Source organism: Kitasatospora sp. NPDC023118, assembly GCF_055560875.1.
This window is the reverse complement of the sequence record NZ_JBVHHW010000009.1, coordinates 200,174-216,830: the sequence shown is the minus strand read 5'-3', so window position 1 is coordinate 216,830 and position 16,657 is coordinate 200,174. Positions and strand designations below refer to the sequence as shown.

Below are 16,657 nucleotides of genomic sequence, written 5' to 3'. Positions count from 1 at the left end.
GGTCGAGGGCCGCCCCGATGGGTGCAACCGGCCTGCCCGCAGCGCCCGTTGACACCCGGGCGCCGCGCTCCCGGCCCGCTCAGTGCAGGACGTCGAGGGCGTTGTCCACGTTGTTGACGAAGTAGACCGCGTCGTGGTCCAGGTCCAGGGCGAGGCCGAACAGCGCGCCGGCGCCGGGCGGGGTGCCCTCGTTGTTGATCTGCTTGGTCGCCACCTGCCGGCCGCGCTCGGTGGTCTCGACGATGTTGCCGTCGCCGCCGTTGACGGTGAGGATGTCGCCCTTGGGCGTGATCGCCATCCCCAGCGGGCCGTTGAGGCTGCCGCCCGAGGTGATGACCCGCCCGATGCCCGCGCTGTCGTTCCGGGTCAGCGCGTTCGGGATCGCGGTGATCCGGTTCAGCAGCGTGTCGGCGACGAAGAGGGTGCCGTCGTGGCCGAGGCCGACGCCGGTCGGGCCGACCACCAGCGCCACCGGGTCGGTCCGCTCGGGGAAGCCGGAGCCGACCACCGTGGTGGCCACCGGCTGCGGCGGCTGGTCGCCTTCGGCGCACAGGGTGATCCGCAGGACCGTGCCCTGGTTGACCTGCTGGCCCCCGGCCGCGACCGTCCCGTTGAGCACGTTGGTGACGAACAGCTCGGTCCGCTCGCTCCCCCCGCCTCGCTTGTCGGTGCTGACTGCGGTCATGTCCCACGGCCCGTTGATGCCGTTGCCCGAGATCGTCTCGCGCACCGTGCCGTGCTTGTCGAGCACCAGCAGGCAGCCGGCCCGCGCGGTGGCCGCCGTGCCGTCCGCGGTGGGCAGGCTGCCGACCACGACCCAGCCGCCGGGCAGCACGGTCAGCGCCGTGGTGAGGCCGACCCCGCCCGGGCACGGCCCGGGCAGGTGGCTCGGGTCGATCGTGGCGAAGGTGGTCCTGGTGCCGCCCGGGGTGATCTGCACCAGCGTGGTGCCGAGGCCCTGCAGGTTGCCCGCGTTGTTGAAGTTGCTGACCAGGACGTTGCCCCGGTGCAGGTCACCGATGCTCTCCCGGATGGTGAACGTGCCGTACGGGTTCTCGTCGCCGTTCGCGGGGACGGTGGACGCGACGGCGGACACGGTGTGCAGCCGGTCCAGGAACGGCGGCGGGTCCGCCGCCCCGGCCGGGGACGCGACGGCGGTCAGACCGAGGGTCAGCGCGGCGGTCACCAGCGCGCTGGAACATGCCCGAAGCTTCATGTGTACTGCCTTCTGGAGGGCGGACCGGCCCACCGGGATTTCTCCCGGCGCCCCGACCCGCGGAATTGCTCAACATGGCCCCCAGGACGCCACGTTAGGCACAAGCCGGCGCGGACCGCCCGACGACGTCCGCCAAACTGCCGGTCACCCTGCGTGACGCACTATGCCGGGCAGGCGAGTCCGGAAGGTGGTCGCCCCGGGTGTGTCCAGCACGGCGAGCGTCCCCCCGTGGATGGCGGCGATGTCCCGGGCGATCGGGAGGCCGAGGCCGGTACCGCCGTCGTCCCGGCTGCGGGCGTCGTCCAGGCGGGCGAAGCGTTCGAAGATCTTCTCCCGGTCGGCGGCGTCGATCGCCGGCCCGTCGTTCGCCACGTCCAGCACGGCCTGGCCCGAGACGGGGTCGGCGGCGAGGCGCACGGTGACGCGGTTTCGGGCATGCCGCTGGGCGTTGTCGAGCAGGTTGGTGAGCAGCCGTCCGAGCCACAGCGGGTTGCCGGGCACGGTGACGGCGGCGGGCAGGTGGACGGTGACGGGGTGGGGTTCGGTGCCGCGGGCCGCGAGCGTCGTCCCCACCAGCTCCACCAGGTCGACGGGTTCACCCGGCCAGTCGTGGCCGGTCGCGTCCAACCGGGCGAGCAGCAGGAGGTCGGCGGCGAGGGCCTGAAGGCGCCCGGTGTCCTCCAGGGCGCCGGCCACCAGGTCGGCGCGGACCTCGGGGTCGGGGTGGGCGATGGCTACTTCGAGCTGGGTGCGCAGCACGGTGAGAGGGCTGCGCAGTTCGTGGGAGGCATCGGCGATGAAGCGGCGCTGTCGGTGCCCGGCGGCTTCGAGGCGGCCGAGCATCGCGTTCATGGTGCCCGCCAGCCGGGCGATCTCGTCGTCGCTGCGCGGTTCGGGCACCCGGCGGTCCAGATCGCGGTCGCCGATCGCGGCGACCTCGGCGCGGATGGCCTCCACCGGCCGCAGGGCGCGGCCGGTGGCCCGCCAGGTCAGGGCGCCGACGGTGAGCAGCAGGACGGTGCTCAGGCCGGCGAGGGCGGCGGCGGTGAGGTCCTCGGCGGCGTCGATGGTGCGCAGCGAGGCGCCGACGTGGATGGTGACCGGGCCGGTGGGGGTGGTGGCGGTCAGCGTGGTGACGCGCTGGTGGTGTTCGTCTCCCAGGGCGCGCAGGTTGAAGGTGCTGCGGCCGTCCGGGTGGCCGCTGGGGGCGACCGCGGGGTGGCCGGTGAGGTTCTGGCTGGCGGCGACCACCCGGCCGCTCGCGTCGACCACCTGGATGAAGTCGGTGCCGTGGTCGAGCGGGAGCTGGCTGCCCAGCCGTCCGTCCTCGGCCTGCCGGGCGACGGCCTGGGCCTGCTCGCGGGCACCGTCCTCCACGATGCGGGCCAGGTTGGCGCCCAGCAGCAGGACGACGGCGCCCGAGGCGACGGCGAGGACGACGGCGACGCTGAGGCAGGCGGCGAGGGTGGTGCGGGCGCGGACGGAGCGCGGCGTCAGCCGGGCGGCGAGGGCCGTGACGCGGGGGTGCCGGGCGAGGCGTGTGACGGCGGTGCGTGCTCGGTGCGGCATCGCGGACCGGGGAGCGGCTCCGTTGGTCGGGTCAGCCACCGTCGGCCGCCAGTCGGTAGCCGGCGCCGCGCACGGTCTGCACCGCGGCCCGACCGTACGGGGTGTCGATCTTGCGCCGCAGGGCGCTGACGTGGACCTCGACGGTGTTGGGGTCGCTGTCCGGGCCGCTGTCCCAGACCGCTTCGAGGATCTCCCGCTTGGAGACGGCCTCGCCGGCCCGGCGGGCGAGGTGGTCGAGGATGGCGAACTCGCGCGGAGTGAGGGCGATGGCCGCGCCGCCCCGGGTGCAGGTGCGGGCGGCGGAGTCCACCACGAGGTCGCCCAGCACGGTGCGCCGGGGCGCCCGGCTGCCGATCCGGCGGGCGAGCGCCTTCAGCCGGGCGACGAGCACGACGAAGGAGAACGGCTTGGACAGGTAGTCGTCGGCGCCGGTGTCCAGTGCCTCGGCCTCGTCCCACTCGCCGTCCTTCGCGGTGAGCATCAGGATGCCGACGTCGCTGCCGGAGGCCCGCAGCCGCGAGCACACCCGGTAGCCGTTGAGGCCGGGCAGCATGATGTCGAGCACGACCACGTCGTAGGCGTGCTCCATGGCCTGGGCGAGCCCGGACAGGCCGTCGTGGGCGACGTCGACGGTGAACCCCTCGGCGGCCAGCCCGTGCTGCAGGGCCAGGGCCAGCCGACGTTCGTCCTCCACCACCAGTACGCGCATGCCCACCAGGGTCGCAGGTCGTCCCGGCGGGAGGCTGAAGAGGTCCTCAGGTCTTCAGCTGATCTTCAGCAACGCCCGGACATCCTGTGCGTCTCGCCCGGGGAAGGCCCGGGCCTGGTCGAGGAGCGGGGTGGGTGCTGTGAGCGAGCCCATGGAAGGCGCGGAGCCGCGCAAGAGCGCGGGCAGGACGCGTACGGGCCTGGGCCGGGCCGGCCGCTGGGTGCGCGGCCGGTCGAAGCGCTGGGTCGTGGTCGGCGCGGCGGCGGTCGTGCTGGGCGGCGCGGCGGCCGCGGTGGCGGTCCACCACGAGCACGAGGGCCACGGCGACGGCCGCAGGTGGGCGGCGGGCGACCAGGAGCAGAACGAGGGCCAGGGACGGCACGAGGGCCAGGGACGGCACGGCGACCGGCAGGGCCACCAGGGCCGCGAAGCCCGGGGCGGTGACGAGGCCGACGGCCGGGCCGGCGCGGGCGCACCGGCGCCGCTGCCCGCCACCGACGCGGCCGACGCCGTGGCCAAGGCCTCGGCCGCGGTCTCCGGCGGCAAGGTCGAGTCGCTGACCCCGGTCGGCGAGCAGGGCGGCGGCCGGGCCTGGAAGGCCGTGGTCCTCGGCCCCGACGGCGTGCGGCACGCGGTGACCGTGGACGGCGCCACCGGCACGGTCACCGGCAACACCGTCCTCGGCGACTGACCGTCCCCCGACCATCGGCTGGGCGCGTCCCGGCCGCGCCGTACAGAAGGGAGCGCCGTCGTCTTGGGCGCCGTGACAACCCCCCGGGCGGCCCAGCGCCGCCGGACCGTGCCCGCGGGGCCGGTCCTGAGCAAGGTCCCGCAGGTGACGGCGGTGTTCTGGGTCGTCAAGATCCTCACCACCGGCATGGGCGAGACCACCTCCGACTACCTGGCCCGGGTGCTCGGGCCCGTCCCGGCGGTCGGTTCGGCCGGGCTGCTGCTGGCCGTCGCCCTGTTCGCCCAGGCGCGGGCCCGCCGCTACGTCCCGGCGGTGTACTGGGCGGCGGTGATCATGGTGAGCGTGTTCGGCACCATGGCGGCCGACGTCGCGCACGTCGCCCTCGGGGTGCCGTACGTCGCATCGGCGCTCGCCTTCGCCGTGGTCCTCACCCTGGTGTTCGCGCTGTGGCGGCGCACCGAGGGGACGCTCGCGGTGGAGACGGTCGCGGGCGGCCGCCGCGAGGTCTTCTACTGGTGCGCGGTGATGGCCACCTTCGCGCTCGGTACGGCCGTCGGCGATCTGACCGCGGCCACCCTGGGCTGGGGCTACCTGCCCTCCGGACTGCTGTTCGCCGCCCTGATCGCGGTGCCGGCGCTCGCCCACCGGCTCTCCGGCCTGTCGCCGGTCCTGACCTTCTGGTGGGCCTACGTGCTCACCCGGCCGCTGGGCGCCTGCTTCGCCGACTGGGCCGGCGTCAGCCACGAGCGCGGGGGCCTGGACCTGGGCACCGGACCGGTCAGCCTGGTGCTCGCGGTGATCATCGTGGCGGCCGTGGCGTGGCTGAGCGCGACCGGACGCCGCGAGGACCGAGCATTGGCCTGACCTCCGATCAGCCGTCGGGCCCGCGCGGGCCCGGCTCCGAGAAGGGCGCAGCACGCGATGAGCCTTCCGTCGGGCCCTCCGGCCGTCGACCGGCCGGATGCCGGACCACTCCCTGGGGCGAGCACGGTCGTGCCGGAGCCGATCCCGGTGGGTGCGCGATGACGGTCGGCGGGCCGGGCCCGCTGCGTCCCGTGGCGCTGGCGGACCGCGGCGTGACCCGCGCCGCCCGGCGCCGGTGGCCACTGGTCGCCGGCGCCGCGGTGCTGCTGTTCGCGGCCCTGGCGGCACTGCTGGCCGGCCAGGACTGGGCGCCGTTCGACTTCGAGCGCAGCGCCGACTCCTGGAGCGCGACCCACCGGCCCGGCGCCGCCAGGGCGGTGGCCGTCGTGATCACCGGCCTCGGCTCCGGCGTGGTTCCGTACCTCCTCGCCCTGGCCGCCGGGGCCGTCACCGTCCGGGCCATGCCTGCACCCCGACCTCCGCGCCGGGCCCTCCCCGCTTTCCTGGCCCCGGTGCTCTGGCTGGTCGCGGGCCAGTTCGTCCGGCTGGGCCTGATGTACGCCTTCGAACGGCCCCGGCCGCCACGGGCGAACTGGGCCGCCGACGCCTCCGGCTACTCCTTCCCCTCCGGACACTCCTTCACCTCGGCGGTCTGCGCCGGGCTGCTGGCCATGGCCGTCGTCCGGGCCCACCCGGCGGCGGCCCGGGCCGCCGCCGCGGGCGCCGCCGTGTTCGCGGCCCTGGTCGGCCTCAGCCGGATCTACCTCGGGGTGCACTGGCCGCTGGACGTCCTCGGCGGCTGGCTGCTCGGCTGCGCCTGGCTCGCCGTGGGCACGGCGGTGCTGCCCCCGGTGCGACGCACCGCACTGCCGCCGGGCGCCGGGGAGCCGGACGGGTCGTCCGAGGTTTAGACCGTATGAGGATCTCGCGCGCCTTGCCGCACCGGTCGGAGGATCATCCGACAATGCCAGCCCCCGTCGCAGGGCCGCCGTCCGGCGTGGGCTCCGGGCCGCGCTACAGTCCCTGCCATGAGTGAGCCCGTGCGCGCGCCCTTCGGCAACTTCCCGACCGTCGTCCCCGCGCTGCAGGCGTGCGAGGACCTCGCCGCCCCCGTGGCCGACGCCCTGAAGAACTGGGACGCGCGCGAGGCGGCCGCCTCCGTGCTCTACGTGGACACCGACCCGGAGAAGGCCGACACCGCCGTCTTCTGCGCGGCGTACGACGCGCCGCTGGAGCTGTCCGCGAACTGCGTGGTGGTCGCGGCCAAACGCGCCGGGGAGGTCACCATGGCCGCGTGCCTCGCCCTCGCCACCACCCGGGTGGACGTCAACAAGGCCGTCCGCACACACCTGGGGGCGCGGAAGGCGTCCTTCGCCCCGATGGACACCGCGGTCGAGCTCACCGGCATGGAGTACGGCGGCATCACCCCCGTCGGCCTGCCCGGTGACTGGCCGCTGCTCATCGACACCGCGGTGGCCGAGGCCCCGTACGTCCTGATCGGCAGCGGCCGGCGCCGGGGCAAGCTCATCCTCCCCGGCCGGACGCTGGCCCAGCTGCCGGGCGCCGAGGTCCTGCCGGGCCTGGCCGGCTGAGGGCGGCGGACGGGTTCACCCGCCCACCGCCGTGACGCCCCGTCACCCCGCCCGCGGCCCGGTCGCCGGCTCCGTGCCGTCGTCCCGGGACCAGGCGCCGACGCCGAGGCGCCCGGTGGTGCCGAGGTCGAGCTCCGGGGTGACCATCACGGGGGCCCCGTCCGGGGTGGCGCGGACCCGGACGTAGGGGGCGTTCACCGGCTCGCCGGCCTCGGTGGTGTTGCGCCACACCAGGGTGGCGCGGGCGCCCTCCCCCGGGCGCAGCTCGATCTCCCGCGGCGGGGTGTCCGCGCCGGTGCCGGTGGCGATCCCGGCGCCGCCGGGCTGGATGCGCACCCCGTCGACCGGCCGGTGCTCCAGGTCGAGCAGCTGCAGCTGCGGGTAACCGTTGACCGTCACCGTGGACGTGCCGCAGTTGCGCAGCAGCAGGCCGACCACCCGCAGGCCCATCGCGGCGTCGCCCTGGTCGGCGTACAGCCGCAGCCCCGACGCCGGACAGGGGCCGCCGGGCTTCGGGGCCTCGGCGCCGGGCACGCTGCGGACCTTGGCGATCTTCACCCTCGGCCCGGCGCCCGGCCGTTCCGGGCCGCGCCCCTGCAGGTCGATCCGCTTCTTCTCGGTGGCGCCCGGGGCGAGCCCGGCGACGGTGTCGGTCACGCTGTCCAGCGCCGCCCCGGCCGCCGAGAGCCGACTGAACTCCACGGTGACATCGGACGGTTCGCCGCCCCGGTTGGTCACCTCGTACTCCGCGCACTTCGAGCTGACGGCGGTGATCCGCACCCCGCCCTGGGCGAGCCCGCTCGTCTCCGGCGCGCTGCCGGACGCCGAGGCCAACGGCGCCCCGCACGGCCCGCCGACGCCGGACGCCGCCGGGGCCTCGCCGAGTCGGGAGCCGCAACCGACGAGCAGGGCGGCGGCGCCGGCGACCGCGACGACCGCGACCGATCGACGGCCCGTCAACAGGGTGGACTTCTCGAACCGGTGCATCGGACGATGCGATCACGAACCAAACCCGGACGGCTGTGAGCGGCGCCACTTCCACTGCAACAGCCCTGCAACGCTCTCCGGGCCCGGCCGGGCGGCGGCTCAGGCGGAGAGGATCCGGCGCAGGACCTCGCGCAGTCCGGCGCCGTCGGCCGACGGGTGCGGGGCCCGCCGGGCGAGGTGGCCGCCGGGACGGACCAGGAGGGCGCCGTCCGTGGTGAGGTCGAAGTCCGCGACGCGACCGCGGTGACCGGATTCATCCAGGCGGCCGCACAGCACCTGGGCCGGATCGACGCTGTGGTGGCGAACGCGGGCGAGGGCGCGCCGGACAGCTTCGCCGAGGCCGCACCGGAGCAGTGGCAGGCCGTCCTGGAGAGCACGGTCCTGGGCGCCGTGCACCCCGTCCGGGCCGCCCTGCCCTGGCTGCGCCGCTCGGACGCCGCGCGGGTCGTCCTGATCGGCGCCCTGATCGGCCGCGAACCCGAACCCGCCCTGGTCACGGCGAGCGCGGCCCGCGCCGCGCTCGCCAGCCTGGCCCGCTCGATGGCCACCGAACTCGCCGACGACGGCATCCTGGTCAACACCGTCAGCCTCGGGATCATCGACACCGCACGGCAGAGGGCCGTCCACGCCGCCAGCGACACCGGCCGGCCCTACGAGCAGTGGGCCACCGAGTGGGTGCGCCGCCGGGGCGTCCCGCTCGGCCGGATGGGCCGCCCCGAGGAGGTCGCCCCCGTGATCGCCCTCCTCGGCTCCCCGCTGGCCTCCTACATCAGCGGCGCCGAGGTCACGGTGGCCGGTGGCGCGGGCCGCTCGGCCCACTGAGGACGCCCGGGTGAGGCGCACCGAGCACTCGTCCGCACGTACCCGTCAGCACGTACTCGTCAGCGAGTAGTCGTCAGCAAGTAACCGTCCGCACAGCCGCGTTGACGATGCCCTCCGCTACGCCGCCCGCATCGCCCCGACCGCCGTCATCCGCCCGACCCGCCGGGCGGCCTCCACCTGCGCCGGAGCGAGTGCGCCGACCGTACGATGGCGCGTCTGCGCGTTGGCGATGAGGTGCAGATGAGGTGCAGATGAGGTTCAGAGGTTCAGGAGAGGGGCGGGCGGTTGGGTACGGGTGAGCGGGCGGGCGGTCTGGGGCGCCTGATCGGGGCGGCGGCCGAGTTGGGCGAGGCCGGGCGGCAGGCGGTGCTGCGGGGCGGCAGGTCGGCGGCGGGCGGGCGGTGGGCGCTGACGGCCCTCGGCTCGGTCGCTCCACCGCCGGTTCCCGCCACCGAGCCGTGGAAGCTGTCGGTGGGCACCTTAATCGGCCGTCACCCCCGGACCCCCGCCGTGGCGCACAAGCTGCTCGGGCTCCTCGACGGCTTCGGAGCCGTGCACCTGGGGTCGACGAAGGTCGGCTTCGACGGCGAGGAGGTCGAGTGGGACAAGGTCGTCGAGATCCGCACCCGCAACGCCTTCGAGGTGCTGACCACCACCGCGCTGGAGCAGGACGTGGACCGGATCCGCGAGTTCCTGCCGCCCGTGCCCGGCCGCAAGTGGGCCGTCACCAAGGCCGGCGAGGCGCTGGCCACCGTCGTCCTCGCGGCGCTCGAACGCGGCTCGGTCGACCAGCGGCTGGACGAGCTGACCGTCCCGACCCGGCTCGTGTACCGCGGCCTGCTCGGCCGCCAGCGCACCGTGGACGCGGGCTCCTTCGCCGCCGCCACCCTCGTCGTGGTCGGCCGGGTCGGCGAGAGCCTGATCGCCACCGCCCGGCAGCGCGGCATCCCGGTCCTGCCCGCCGAGCAGGCCGTCCCTCCCGACCAGGCGGCACACGTCGCGGTGCTGCGCGAGCGCACCGACTCCGTCGCCCGGCTGCTGGCCCGGATCGAGCGGAGCGACCCGGACCCGGCGGAGGCGCCCGACCCGGCCCCCGTGCTGTCCCTCGACAAGGACCCGACCGACTACGGCTGTTGAGACGATCCGGCCCTCCAGTCGCCCGTCGGGTCAGCCCGCCGGGCGGGGCGGCGAGGCGCCGGGCCGGTGCTGGAGGTCGATCGGGTTGTCCCCGTCGCCCGGGGGCACGGTGGTGGCCGGGCTCGGCGCCGTGGTCGCGGGCGGCCGGCTCTCCGTGACCGCGGGCCCCTTGGACGGCGCCCCGCTCGGGGCGGCGGTGTGGCCGGCGGGGGCCGACGGGGTGGCCGCTCCCCCACCGGCCGTCGGCGCGCCCGGTGCGGTGGTGGGGGTCAGCGTGGGGTCGGCGGGGCCGACCGACGGCGGGGCTGTGCTCTGCGTGGAAGGGTCGGTCGGAGTCGGCGCGGAGCCGCCGCCGGAGGAGCAGGCACCCGCGGTCAGGACCAGGAGCAGGGTGGCCGCCGGAACGGCGAGGTGTCTCTTCACGGGAGGGCTTCTCCGGTCTCGTGGTGCCCAGGGGGTTTCCGGGTTTCCGGGTTTCGAAATTTCCGGGGTTGGACGTGCGCGGGGCTGATCCGGTTCCGACAGGCCGGTGCCCGGCCTGCTCGGGGTGAGCGGGCCGGGCACCGGTCGGGCGTGGACGGGTCAGTTCTGGTTGTTGTCGTCTTGTTGTCGTCGCCTCGGAGTGGACGGTCGGCGAGCAGTCGCCGGTCTGCTTGCCGGGGTCGATGCTCCAGCACGGGAACGGGAAGTTCCAGTACGGGCCGTGGACGCTCCTCCGGTTGGCGCCGCCGTCCTTGGTCTCCAGCACCTCCTCCAGGCCCGCGTAGGCCCTTGGCCTTCGAACCCCCACAACCCCCGCTCAGATCCAACCCGCTCCGAGGGCCGCCCAGCGCGGCCCTCGCGCTGTGTCTGGCCGTCGGCCCGGTGCTGGTGCCGGCACCAACGGGCGACCCTGTAGCCGCCCACCGGGAGTGACGAAGGGGCTCGCCCGCGCGGGCCCTTCGTGCTGGAGCCGGACGGGCCCGGGGCCCCGGTGGACGGCGACGGGGGTGAGGCCGAGCGGGGCGGCGAGGGCTGATCCGTGCGGACGGTCAGCCGCCGGAGTGCGCCACGGACCGGGTGCCCCGGGTGCCCGGGGCGCGCCGGACCTCCGGGGCGCGCGGCGGCAGTGACACGGCGTGCAGGCAGGGGTGCCGCGGCGTCCCGGCGGGCGCGGCCAGGACGGTGGCCACCTCGCCCGTGATCTCCACCCGGAGGTCGCCGTCCGCGCTCTCCCAGACCAGGGATCCGCCGGGGCCCACGGCCTCGGTGGCATGGACCACCACGACGGCCGGTGGGGCGTGCCCGCGGATCGGTCCGGGCAGGGTCACCGCATAGCGGCGCTCAAGGCGTTTCATCGTCGGCCTCCTCCAGTGGCTCCCCCACTCGCGTAGTCGATTCTCCTCCACGCCGGTGCGGTTGTACACGAACTGTGACCGCCCCGGCGTCGTGCCCGGGTTCAGGCGGACCAGCGCAGGACGGCGCCGAGGCCACCGGGCGGGCCCGGGACGGCCTCCGGCACCAGCAGCGCCTCGGCCCCGACGGCCGTCGCACAGCGCAACAGCGCGTCGGCGGCCGGGGCCTGCCGCGGCTCGGCGACGCCCATGGCCCGCAGGTCGGCCCGCTGGACGCCGATGTGCTCGGGCCGCGGGCCGGTCCACACCGGGCGCTCCGGGTCGTGGCCGCCCGACTGGAGCAGCAGCGCGGCGAGCTGGTGCTGCCGGGCGGCGGTCACCACGGCGGGCACGCCCTGGGCGGCGGCGCCGGGTGCGGTCTCGGTGCCGGCGGCGTCGGTGCCGTGCTCGCCCGGGCGGCCGATGCCGGTGCGGAAGGCGTCCAGCACGGTGTCCAGGTGGCGGGTCCGATGGCTGTTCCAGGCGGCCGTGATCCGCTGGTCGAAGGCCTCCCGGGCGGTGCCGTCGGCCCGGCCGCCGCCCTCCACCTCGACGGTGTCCGGCCGCAGCTGCCGGGGCAGCAGCTCGCGGACGGCCCGGCGCTCGCGCACGTCGCCGGTAAGGACGAGCAGGTCGGCGCCGCTGCCCGGCCAGATCCGGGCCAGGTGGTCGGCGATGATCCCGGCGGTGCGGTCCCAGGCGTCCTCGACCCGGTGCCGATAGTGCCATTCGTACCGGTCGGCGGGTGGCGCGCGGTGGCCGCGGCCCTGCAACTGCCGCCCCTCGACGGTGCCCATCCGCGCGGCGCCGCCGAGCTCACGGCGTTCCAGTTCGGCGCCGGTGCGGTCGACGGCCACCACCAGGCAGCGCGGGACGGCGTCGTCGAGCAGATCGAGCAGCGGGGCGGTGTGCGGCAGTGCCGCCCAGCTGGTGGCGACGTCGGGCGGCGAGTCGGCGAGCGGGGCGTCGACCGCGACCGCGCCGTCGGCGGCGAACAGCGCCCGCCCCGGCGGGGAGCCTTCGGCCGGCTCGGCGGCCAGCCGCTCCCGGACGGCGGCGCGGGTGCGCTCGTCGGCGCCCTGCCCGGCCAGCCGGTGGACGGCCGCGCGGTCGAGAAGCGCCCGGCGCTGGGCGGCGTCCTCGGTGGCACGGGAGGTGTCGAGGTAGACGGAGGCCCAGGGGCCGGGCCGGTCGAGCAGCGGGGTGAGGAACGCGAGGTCCATGGCGGCCTCCCGAAATCGGTGGGCTACTGGAACGCCTACCCGGCTGCGGCCGGTGGACACCCGGCCGGGTGGAGCGGCTCCGTCATCCGTACGGGGGCTGCGGGGAGCCCGGCCCGAGGCTGTCCGGCTACGGTGTGTGTGCATTCTGGTACGTATGGTGCCCGACCGTGCACCGTTTCGATTCGCTGGAGGGCAGATGGGGCTTCCCGGCCGTTCCGCCATGAGGTTGTCCCGACGCCACACCCCCACGGCCGTCGCCGTCGTCCTCGCCGCGCTGGGCCTCGGGGCCGGGGCCCGCGCGGTGGCGTCCGCCGTCGCGGCGCCGCCGGTGCCCGAGCGGGTGGACCGGCCCGATGCGGTGCCCGTCGCCCTGGGCGTCAGCCGGCCGCGGCCCACGAGTCTGAGCGCGGCCGCCGTCCATGCCCGGACGGGCGAGCCGCTGGCCGGGTTGACCGTCAGGTTCTATTCGGCGGCGGGCCGCTTCCTGGGCGCCACCGTCACCGACGGCGACGGCATCGCCGAGGTCGGCGTCCCGGCGGGCCTCGGGCCCGGTGGCCACCTGGCCGTGGTGTTCGGCAACGGCGTCCACTCCGCCGCCCAGGCCGCGCTGGCCGCCGACGGCGACTGCTTCGTCACCGACTGCCCGCCGGGCGGCGGCCACACGCTCGCCTCGGACGTGGCCCCGGTGGACCGGAGCCGACCGTAACCCCGGTACGACACCCGGCGGTTGACCTCAGCCGGCGAGCCAGGGCGCCTCGGGGAGCTTGGCGTCGGCGTTGCGCCCGGCGAAGTCCACGGTGGTCGGGGTGCCCAGGCCCGCGATCTGCATGGTCACCCGCCCCAGCGTGCCGTCGCCGTCCACCCAGTACGTCAGCGGCGAGCGCGCGCCGTCCGGGGCGGAGCCCTGGGCGCGGGGGCCCGCGAAGCGGTCGTAGCCGCGGTCTCCGATCCGGTCGCGGCCCAGCCAGCGGGCGCCGGACTGGGCGAGCAGCAGCGGGTTGTCCGGGCGGTCGGCGCCGACCTGGATGAGCAGTTGGAGGCCGGCGTCCAACGGGTCCGCGGTGTACGAGCGCGGGGACCAGCCGGCCCGGGGGACGCGTTCGGCCTGCTGCCAGGGCGGGGCCGGGTCGCCCTCCGGCTCGGGGGCCAGGCCGAGGCCACCGGTGTCCCAGACGACCAGGCCGTGGTCGAGCGGCCCGCTCGCGCCGGTGGTCCGGTAGCGCCCGGCACCCCGGTGGGTGCGGTAGTCGACCACGCCCTCGACCCGGACCCGCACTCCCCCGCCCTCGGACGCGGTGAGCACCACCCCCACCGGGCTCGCCTGGTAGAGGTTCAGCCGGGACAGCGCCAGCCGAGACGCCTCGTCCGTCGTGACCGGGCGCTCCGAGTCCTCGTCGGAGACGGTCTCGTAGGCGACGACACCGCCCGCCACGGCGCCGCAGACCGCGATCGCGATCAGTGCCCCCAGCCAGCGGGCCCTCCGGCGGGGCGGACGGGCGGCGGTCTTCGTCTTGCGGGCCATGCGGTTGCCTTCTCCCATCTGTTCTGTCACAGGACTGTTCCGTCACAGGACTCGGGCGGGCCCCGGACCCATGGTCCGCGAACCCGCCCGAGCCTGGCTGTCACCCCGTCATGACGGAACGACTATCGGTGCTGGGCCCTGCGTCGGCGCGCCAGCACGAACAGCGCCGCACCGAGGATGACGAGCGCCACGGCGCCGGTCACCAGCAGCGGCGTTGCGTCACTCGCGCCGGTGTGGGGCAGTTGCCCGCCCGGTGCCGGGGCCGGCGGGGCCGGGGTACCGGGTGTGGTCGGGGTCGTCGGCGCCGGGATGGGCGTCGGCGACCCGGTCGGGGTCGGGGTGGGTGTCGGGGTGGGTGTCGGGGTGGGTGTCGGGGTGGGGATCAGCTTGTTGACGGCCGTCACCGAGACGCCCGCGTCGAGGTTGTCGGCGGTGAGCACCAGCGGGCCGAAGACCGTGGTGTCCGGGGCCGAGTAGCCGTCCGGCGGGCTCAGTTCCTGCCAGTAGTACGTCCCGACCGTGCCGCTGCCCCGGCAGATGCCGTCGGCGCCGGTCGTGCAGGGGCCACCGACGGGCGTGTCCGGCTTGGTGCCCGTGGTCTGGAGGCCGCCGGTGCCGTTGGTCTCGTGCCACAGCTGGAACTTGGCCCCGGCCAGCGGCTTGCCGTCCTGGTCGTGCTTGACCAGCTTCAGCGCGCCCTCCTGCTGGCGGTAGCCGAAGTCGTAGGTGTGGTCGTTCTCGCCCGGTCCGCCGGTGGTCAGCGCCCGTTCGGGGAACTTGGCGTTGTCGGGGACGACGCCCTTGGAGTCGATGAAGTGGTTGTCGCCGACGTCGTGGTCGGTGGGCACCCACTGGTACAGGGGGCCGCCCTTGGCGTAGTCGGCCGGGTTGTCGATGCGGATGGTGTACTTGGTGTGCGGCTTGAGGCCGCCGGTGACGTTGCTGTCGTCGAAGTAGTACTCGCCGCGCGCCGTCGTCTTGGTGGTGCCGACCACCTTGCCCGACTCGTCGTAGAGGTTCACGGTGGCGCCCTTCACCGGGAGCTGACCCGGGTTCTGGATGCCCTTGCGCTCGGGGTCGTACCAGACCCGGTTGCCGATCTGCAGCGGTGCCTGGTCGCAGAGCACTTCGAGGTCACCCATCGCGGCGCCCTTGCCGAAGGGGGAGCTGGTCGTCGCCGGGGTCAACCGCAAACCGAACTTCGGGTCGTGCGCGCCGTCCGCACGCTCCATGAACGACGTGCCGTAGCCGACCGGGGTGTGGTCCGGGTCGAAAGCGGAGGCGGCGATGGTGCTCTCGACCTTGGAGAGCGCCATGCCGGCGAACACCGAGTTGTGGTGACCCACCTCATCCCAGCCGGTGGCGAAGAACCGGGCGCCCCGGACGGTCTTCCCGCAGCCGAGGTTGGTGTCCATCACGTACATGCCGTTCGACAGGCAGGCCTTGTTCAGATCGCCGCCGGACATGACGGTGGCCGAGTTCGGCGCCGGGGCGCCCGGCCCGCGGTCGGCGAATCGGTCGCGGAAGGCCAGCAGCATCGAACCGTCGGTCTCGAACAGGATCTCGCCCAGCTCCGGTTCGGGGAAGGCGATGGTGGTGTTGCCGCACGCCTTGCCGTTCTGCGAGCCCGGGAAGGTGTTGGTCCACGGGAACCAGCCCGCGCCGTCGCACGGGCCCGAACCGACGGTGGACTGGCGCGGGTAGTCCAGCGGCTGGTTCAGCACCGCCTTGCCGAACGCCCCGGTGCCGAGGTCGAACGGCAGGACCACGGCGCGCACGTCCGCGAGCTTGCCCGTGGACTGGCCGGAGCACACCCCGCCGAGGTAACCCGTGCCGTCCTGCAGACCGAGGCCGAACGGCCGCCAGTCCCCGACCGACGGGCAGCCCGGGTCCGGGATCGCGTAGACGGCCTTCGGCGCCGACGCCGTCGCCGCCGTGGCGTCGTAGCGGTACAGCTGACGGTCGTTCAAGTTGACGACGAAGAGGTCCTTGCCGTCGTCGGTGATCTTGATGCCGCCCAGGCTCTCCTTGCCGGGCACGTCGAGGAAGGCGTTGTCCGTCCCCGGCCCGTGCGCCGTACTTCCGGCGTTCGGAACGGTGGTGAAGACCGTCGTCTTCTTCTGCGCCAGGTCGGTGACGTAGATCCCGCCGGGGCCGCCGGGGCCGTAGTCGGTGGTTCGCTTGGCCGTCGCCGCCGAGAAGACCCGCTTGTCGGCCTTGTTCCACGCGATGCCGTACAGCGTGCCGGTCTCGGCGTCGGTGGCGATGTTGGTGGCGTTGGCGGTGACGCCGTCCTGGCCGCGCGCGCTGTACGGGAAGGAGACCAGCGTGCGCTGGGCCCCGCCCTGGTAGGTGGCGGTCTGGCAGGTGGTCACCAGGGTGGCGTTCTTCTGGCAGTAGTCCCCCGGGTACCAGAGCCCGGTGGTGTAGGAGACCTTCTTGCCTCCGGAGAGGTCGACGAACTCCTCGTTGCTGCTGAGCTGGTTGGGCGCGCCGTCCAGCCCCTGCCGCGAGGCGAAGGCCGGGAAGAGCACGCCCGGCTTCGGGTTCACCACCTGCACCCGGTACTTGCCGCCGGTCACCTTGGTCGACGCCGGGGCCAGCGTCACCGTGCCGTCCGCCGCCGTGACGCCGTCGATCCCGACACCGGAGTCATCGGTGAGCGTGACCTTCACGCCCGCCATCCCCGGCTCCAGCGCGGGCCCCGACCACACCCCGCTGGTGTCGACGGCCCGGATCACCCGGACCGTCACCGTGCCGTCCCCGGTCTGCGAGACCGCCGCCGGGACGGCGGCCAGCGAGCTGCTGCCGACTGCGATGGCGAGCGCCGCGAGGCGGCCGACGGCGCGGCGGCCGGGCATACCGGACCGTCGCCGGTTCGGGCCGCGGGCAACGCCGTTCGTCTGTTCTGTCGTTGTTCTCATCCCTGCTCTCATCGTCGAGAAGGGCCTT

The 16,657-nt window shown here is 75.1% G+C and carries 16 protein-coding genes; 7 read left to right on the top strand and 9 right to left on the bottom strand.

Annotation, left to right across the window (positions count from 1 at the left end):
* Positions 1 to 79 precede the first annotated feature (79 nt).
* The 3 genes from ACZ3UD_RS14490 to ACZ3UD_RS14480 all read right to left on the bottom strand — a co-directional run bounded on the left by ACZ3UD_RS14490 (position 80) and on the right by ACZ3UD_RS14480 (position 3,494).
* Positions 80 to 1,216, bottom strand: a complete 1,137-nt coding sequence (locus ACZ3UD_RS14490; RefSeq protein WP_465586216.1) for an NHL repeat-containing protein — start codon at positions 1,214 to 1,216, stop codon at positions 80 to 82.
* Between the two features lie 144 nt (positions 1,217 to 1,360).
* Positions 1,361 to 2,785: a sensor histidine kinase gene (locus ACZ3UD_RS14485; protein WP_465586214.1), complete on the bottom strand. Its 1,425-nt coding sequence runs from the start codon at positions 2,783 to 2,785 to the stop codon at positions 1,361 to 1,363.
* Between the two features lie 31 nt (positions 2,786 to 2,816).
* The gene (locus tag ACZ3UD_RS14480) at positions 2,817 to 3,494 is read right to left on the bottom strand and encodes a response regulator transcription factor (protein ID WP_465586212.1); all 678 of its coding nucleotides are present in this window, start codon (positions 3,492 to 3,494) and stop codon (positions 2,817 to 2,819) included.
* A gap of 139 nt (positions 3,495 to 3,633) precedes the next feature.
* On the opposite strand from ACZ3UD_RS14480, the gene ACZ3UD_RS14475 reads away from it, so the two are divergent.
* From ACZ3UD_RS14475 to ACZ3UD_RS14460, 4 genes are all read left to right on the top strand, one after another.
* Entirely contained in the window at positions 3,634 to 4,185 is a 552-nt protein-coding gene (locus tag ACZ3UD_RS14475) for a hypothetical protein (protein WP_465586211.1), read from the top strand.
* A 72-nt stretch (positions 4,186 to 4,257) separates the two neighbouring features.
* Positions 4,258 to 5,049 (top strand): COG4705 family protein, encoded by a 792-nt coding sequence (locus ACZ3UD_RS14470; RefSeq protein ID WP_465586334.1) that lies wholly within the window; start codon positions 4,258 to 4,260, stop codon positions 5,047 to 5,049.
* Between the two features lie 158 nt (positions 5,050 to 5,207).
* On the top strand, positions 5,208 to 5,960 hold the full coding sequence (locus tag ACZ3UD_RS14465; RefSeq protein ID WP_465586209.1) for a phosphatase PAP2 family protein: 753 nt from the start codon (positions 5,208 to 5,210) through the stop codon (positions 5,958 to 5,960).
* A 117-nt stretch (positions 5,961 to 6,077) separates the two neighbouring features.
* Complete coding sequence (locus ACZ3UD_RS14460) at positions 6,078 to 6,641, top strand: YbaK/EbsC family protein (RefSeq protein ID WP_465586208.1); 564 nt, start codon at positions 6,078 to 6,080, stop codon at positions 6,639 to 6,641.
* A 42-nt stretch (positions 6,642 to 6,683) separates the two neighbouring features.
* On the opposite strand, the gene ACZ3UD_RS14455 is transcribed toward ACZ3UD_RS14460, so the two are convergent.
* Positions 6,684 to 7,628 carry a DUF4232 domain-containing protein gene (locus tag ACZ3UD_RS14455; protein WP_465586206.1) on the bottom strand — a complete coding sequence of 315 codons (945 nt, stop codon included), beginning with the start codon at positions 7,626 to 7,628 and terminating at the stop codon, positions 6,684 to 6,686.
* Between the two features lie 177 nt (positions 7,629 to 7,805).
* Between ACZ3UD_RS14455 and ACZ3UD_RS14450 the strand changes: the two genes are divergently transcribed.
* Both ACZ3UD_RS14450 and ACZ3UD_RS14445 read left to right on the top strand, forming a co-directional pair.
* Positions 7,806 to 8,450, top strand: a complete 645-nt coding sequence (locus ACZ3UD_RS14450; protein ID WP_465586205.1) for an SDR family oxidoreductase — start codon at positions 7,806 to 7,808, stop codon at positions 8,448 to 8,450.
* Positions 8,451 to 8,735: 285 nt separating this feature from the next.
* On the top strand, positions 8,736 to 9,587 hold the full coding sequence (locus ACZ3UD_RS14445) for a hypothetical protein (RefSeq protein WP_465586203.1): 852 nt from the start codon (positions 8,736 to 8,738) through the stop codon (positions 9,585 to 9,587).
* Positions 9,588 to 9,617: 30 nt separating this feature from the next.
* On the opposite strand, the gene ACZ3UD_RS14440 is transcribed toward ACZ3UD_RS14445, so the two are convergent.
* The 3 genes from ACZ3UD_RS14440 to ACZ3UD_RS14430 all read right to left on the bottom strand — a co-directional run bounded on the left by ACZ3UD_RS14440 (position 9,618) and on the right by ACZ3UD_RS14430 (position 12,183).
* On the bottom strand, positions 9,618 to 10,010 hold the full coding sequence (locus ACZ3UD_RS14440; protein WP_465586201.1) for a hypothetical protein: 393 nt from the start codon (positions 10,008 to 10,010) through the stop codon (positions 9,618 to 9,620).
* A gap of 608 nt (positions 10,011 to 10,618) precedes the next feature.
* A complete protein-coding gene (locus tag ACZ3UD_RS14435) occupies positions 10,619 to 10,924 on the bottom strand; it encodes a DUF6296 family protein (RefSeq protein WP_465586199.1) in 306 nt (101 codons plus the stop codon).
* A 101-nt stretch (positions 10,925 to 11,025) separates the two neighbouring features.
* Positions 11,026 to 12,183: a baeRF2 domain-containing protein gene (locus ACZ3UD_RS14430; protein ID WP_465586197.1), complete on the bottom strand. Its 1,158-nt coding sequence runs from the start codon at positions 12,181 to 12,183 to the stop codon at positions 11,026 to 11,028.
* Positions 12,184 to 12,403: 220 nt separating this feature from the next.
* Between ACZ3UD_RS14430 and ACZ3UD_RS14425 the strand changes: the two genes are divergently transcribed.
* Entirely contained in the window at positions 12,404 to 12,889 is a 486-nt protein-coding gene (locus ACZ3UD_RS14425; RefSeq protein WP_465586195.1) for a hypothetical protein, read from the top strand.
* Between the two features lie 27 nt (positions 12,890 to 12,916).
* Here the strand turns inward: ACZ3UD_RS14425 and ACZ3UD_RS14420 are convergent, their stop codons facing one another.
* Together ACZ3UD_RS14420 and ACZ3UD_RS14415 are read right to left on the bottom strand one after the other, a co-directional pair.
* Complete coding sequence (locus ACZ3UD_RS14420; RefSeq protein WP_465586193.1) at positions 12,917 to 13,705, bottom strand: hypothetical protein; 789 nt, start codon at positions 13,703 to 13,705, stop codon at positions 12,917 to 12,919.
* A 122-nt stretch (positions 13,706 to 13,827) separates the two neighbouring features.
* On the bottom strand, positions 13,828 to 16,566 hold the full coding sequence (locus tag ACZ3UD_RS14415; RefSeq protein ID WP_465586191.1) for an SdrD B-like domain-containing protein: 2,739 nt from the start codon (positions 16,564 to 16,566) through the stop codon (positions 13,828 to 13,830).
* Between the last annotated feature and the right edge of the window lie 91 nt (positions 16,567 to 16,657).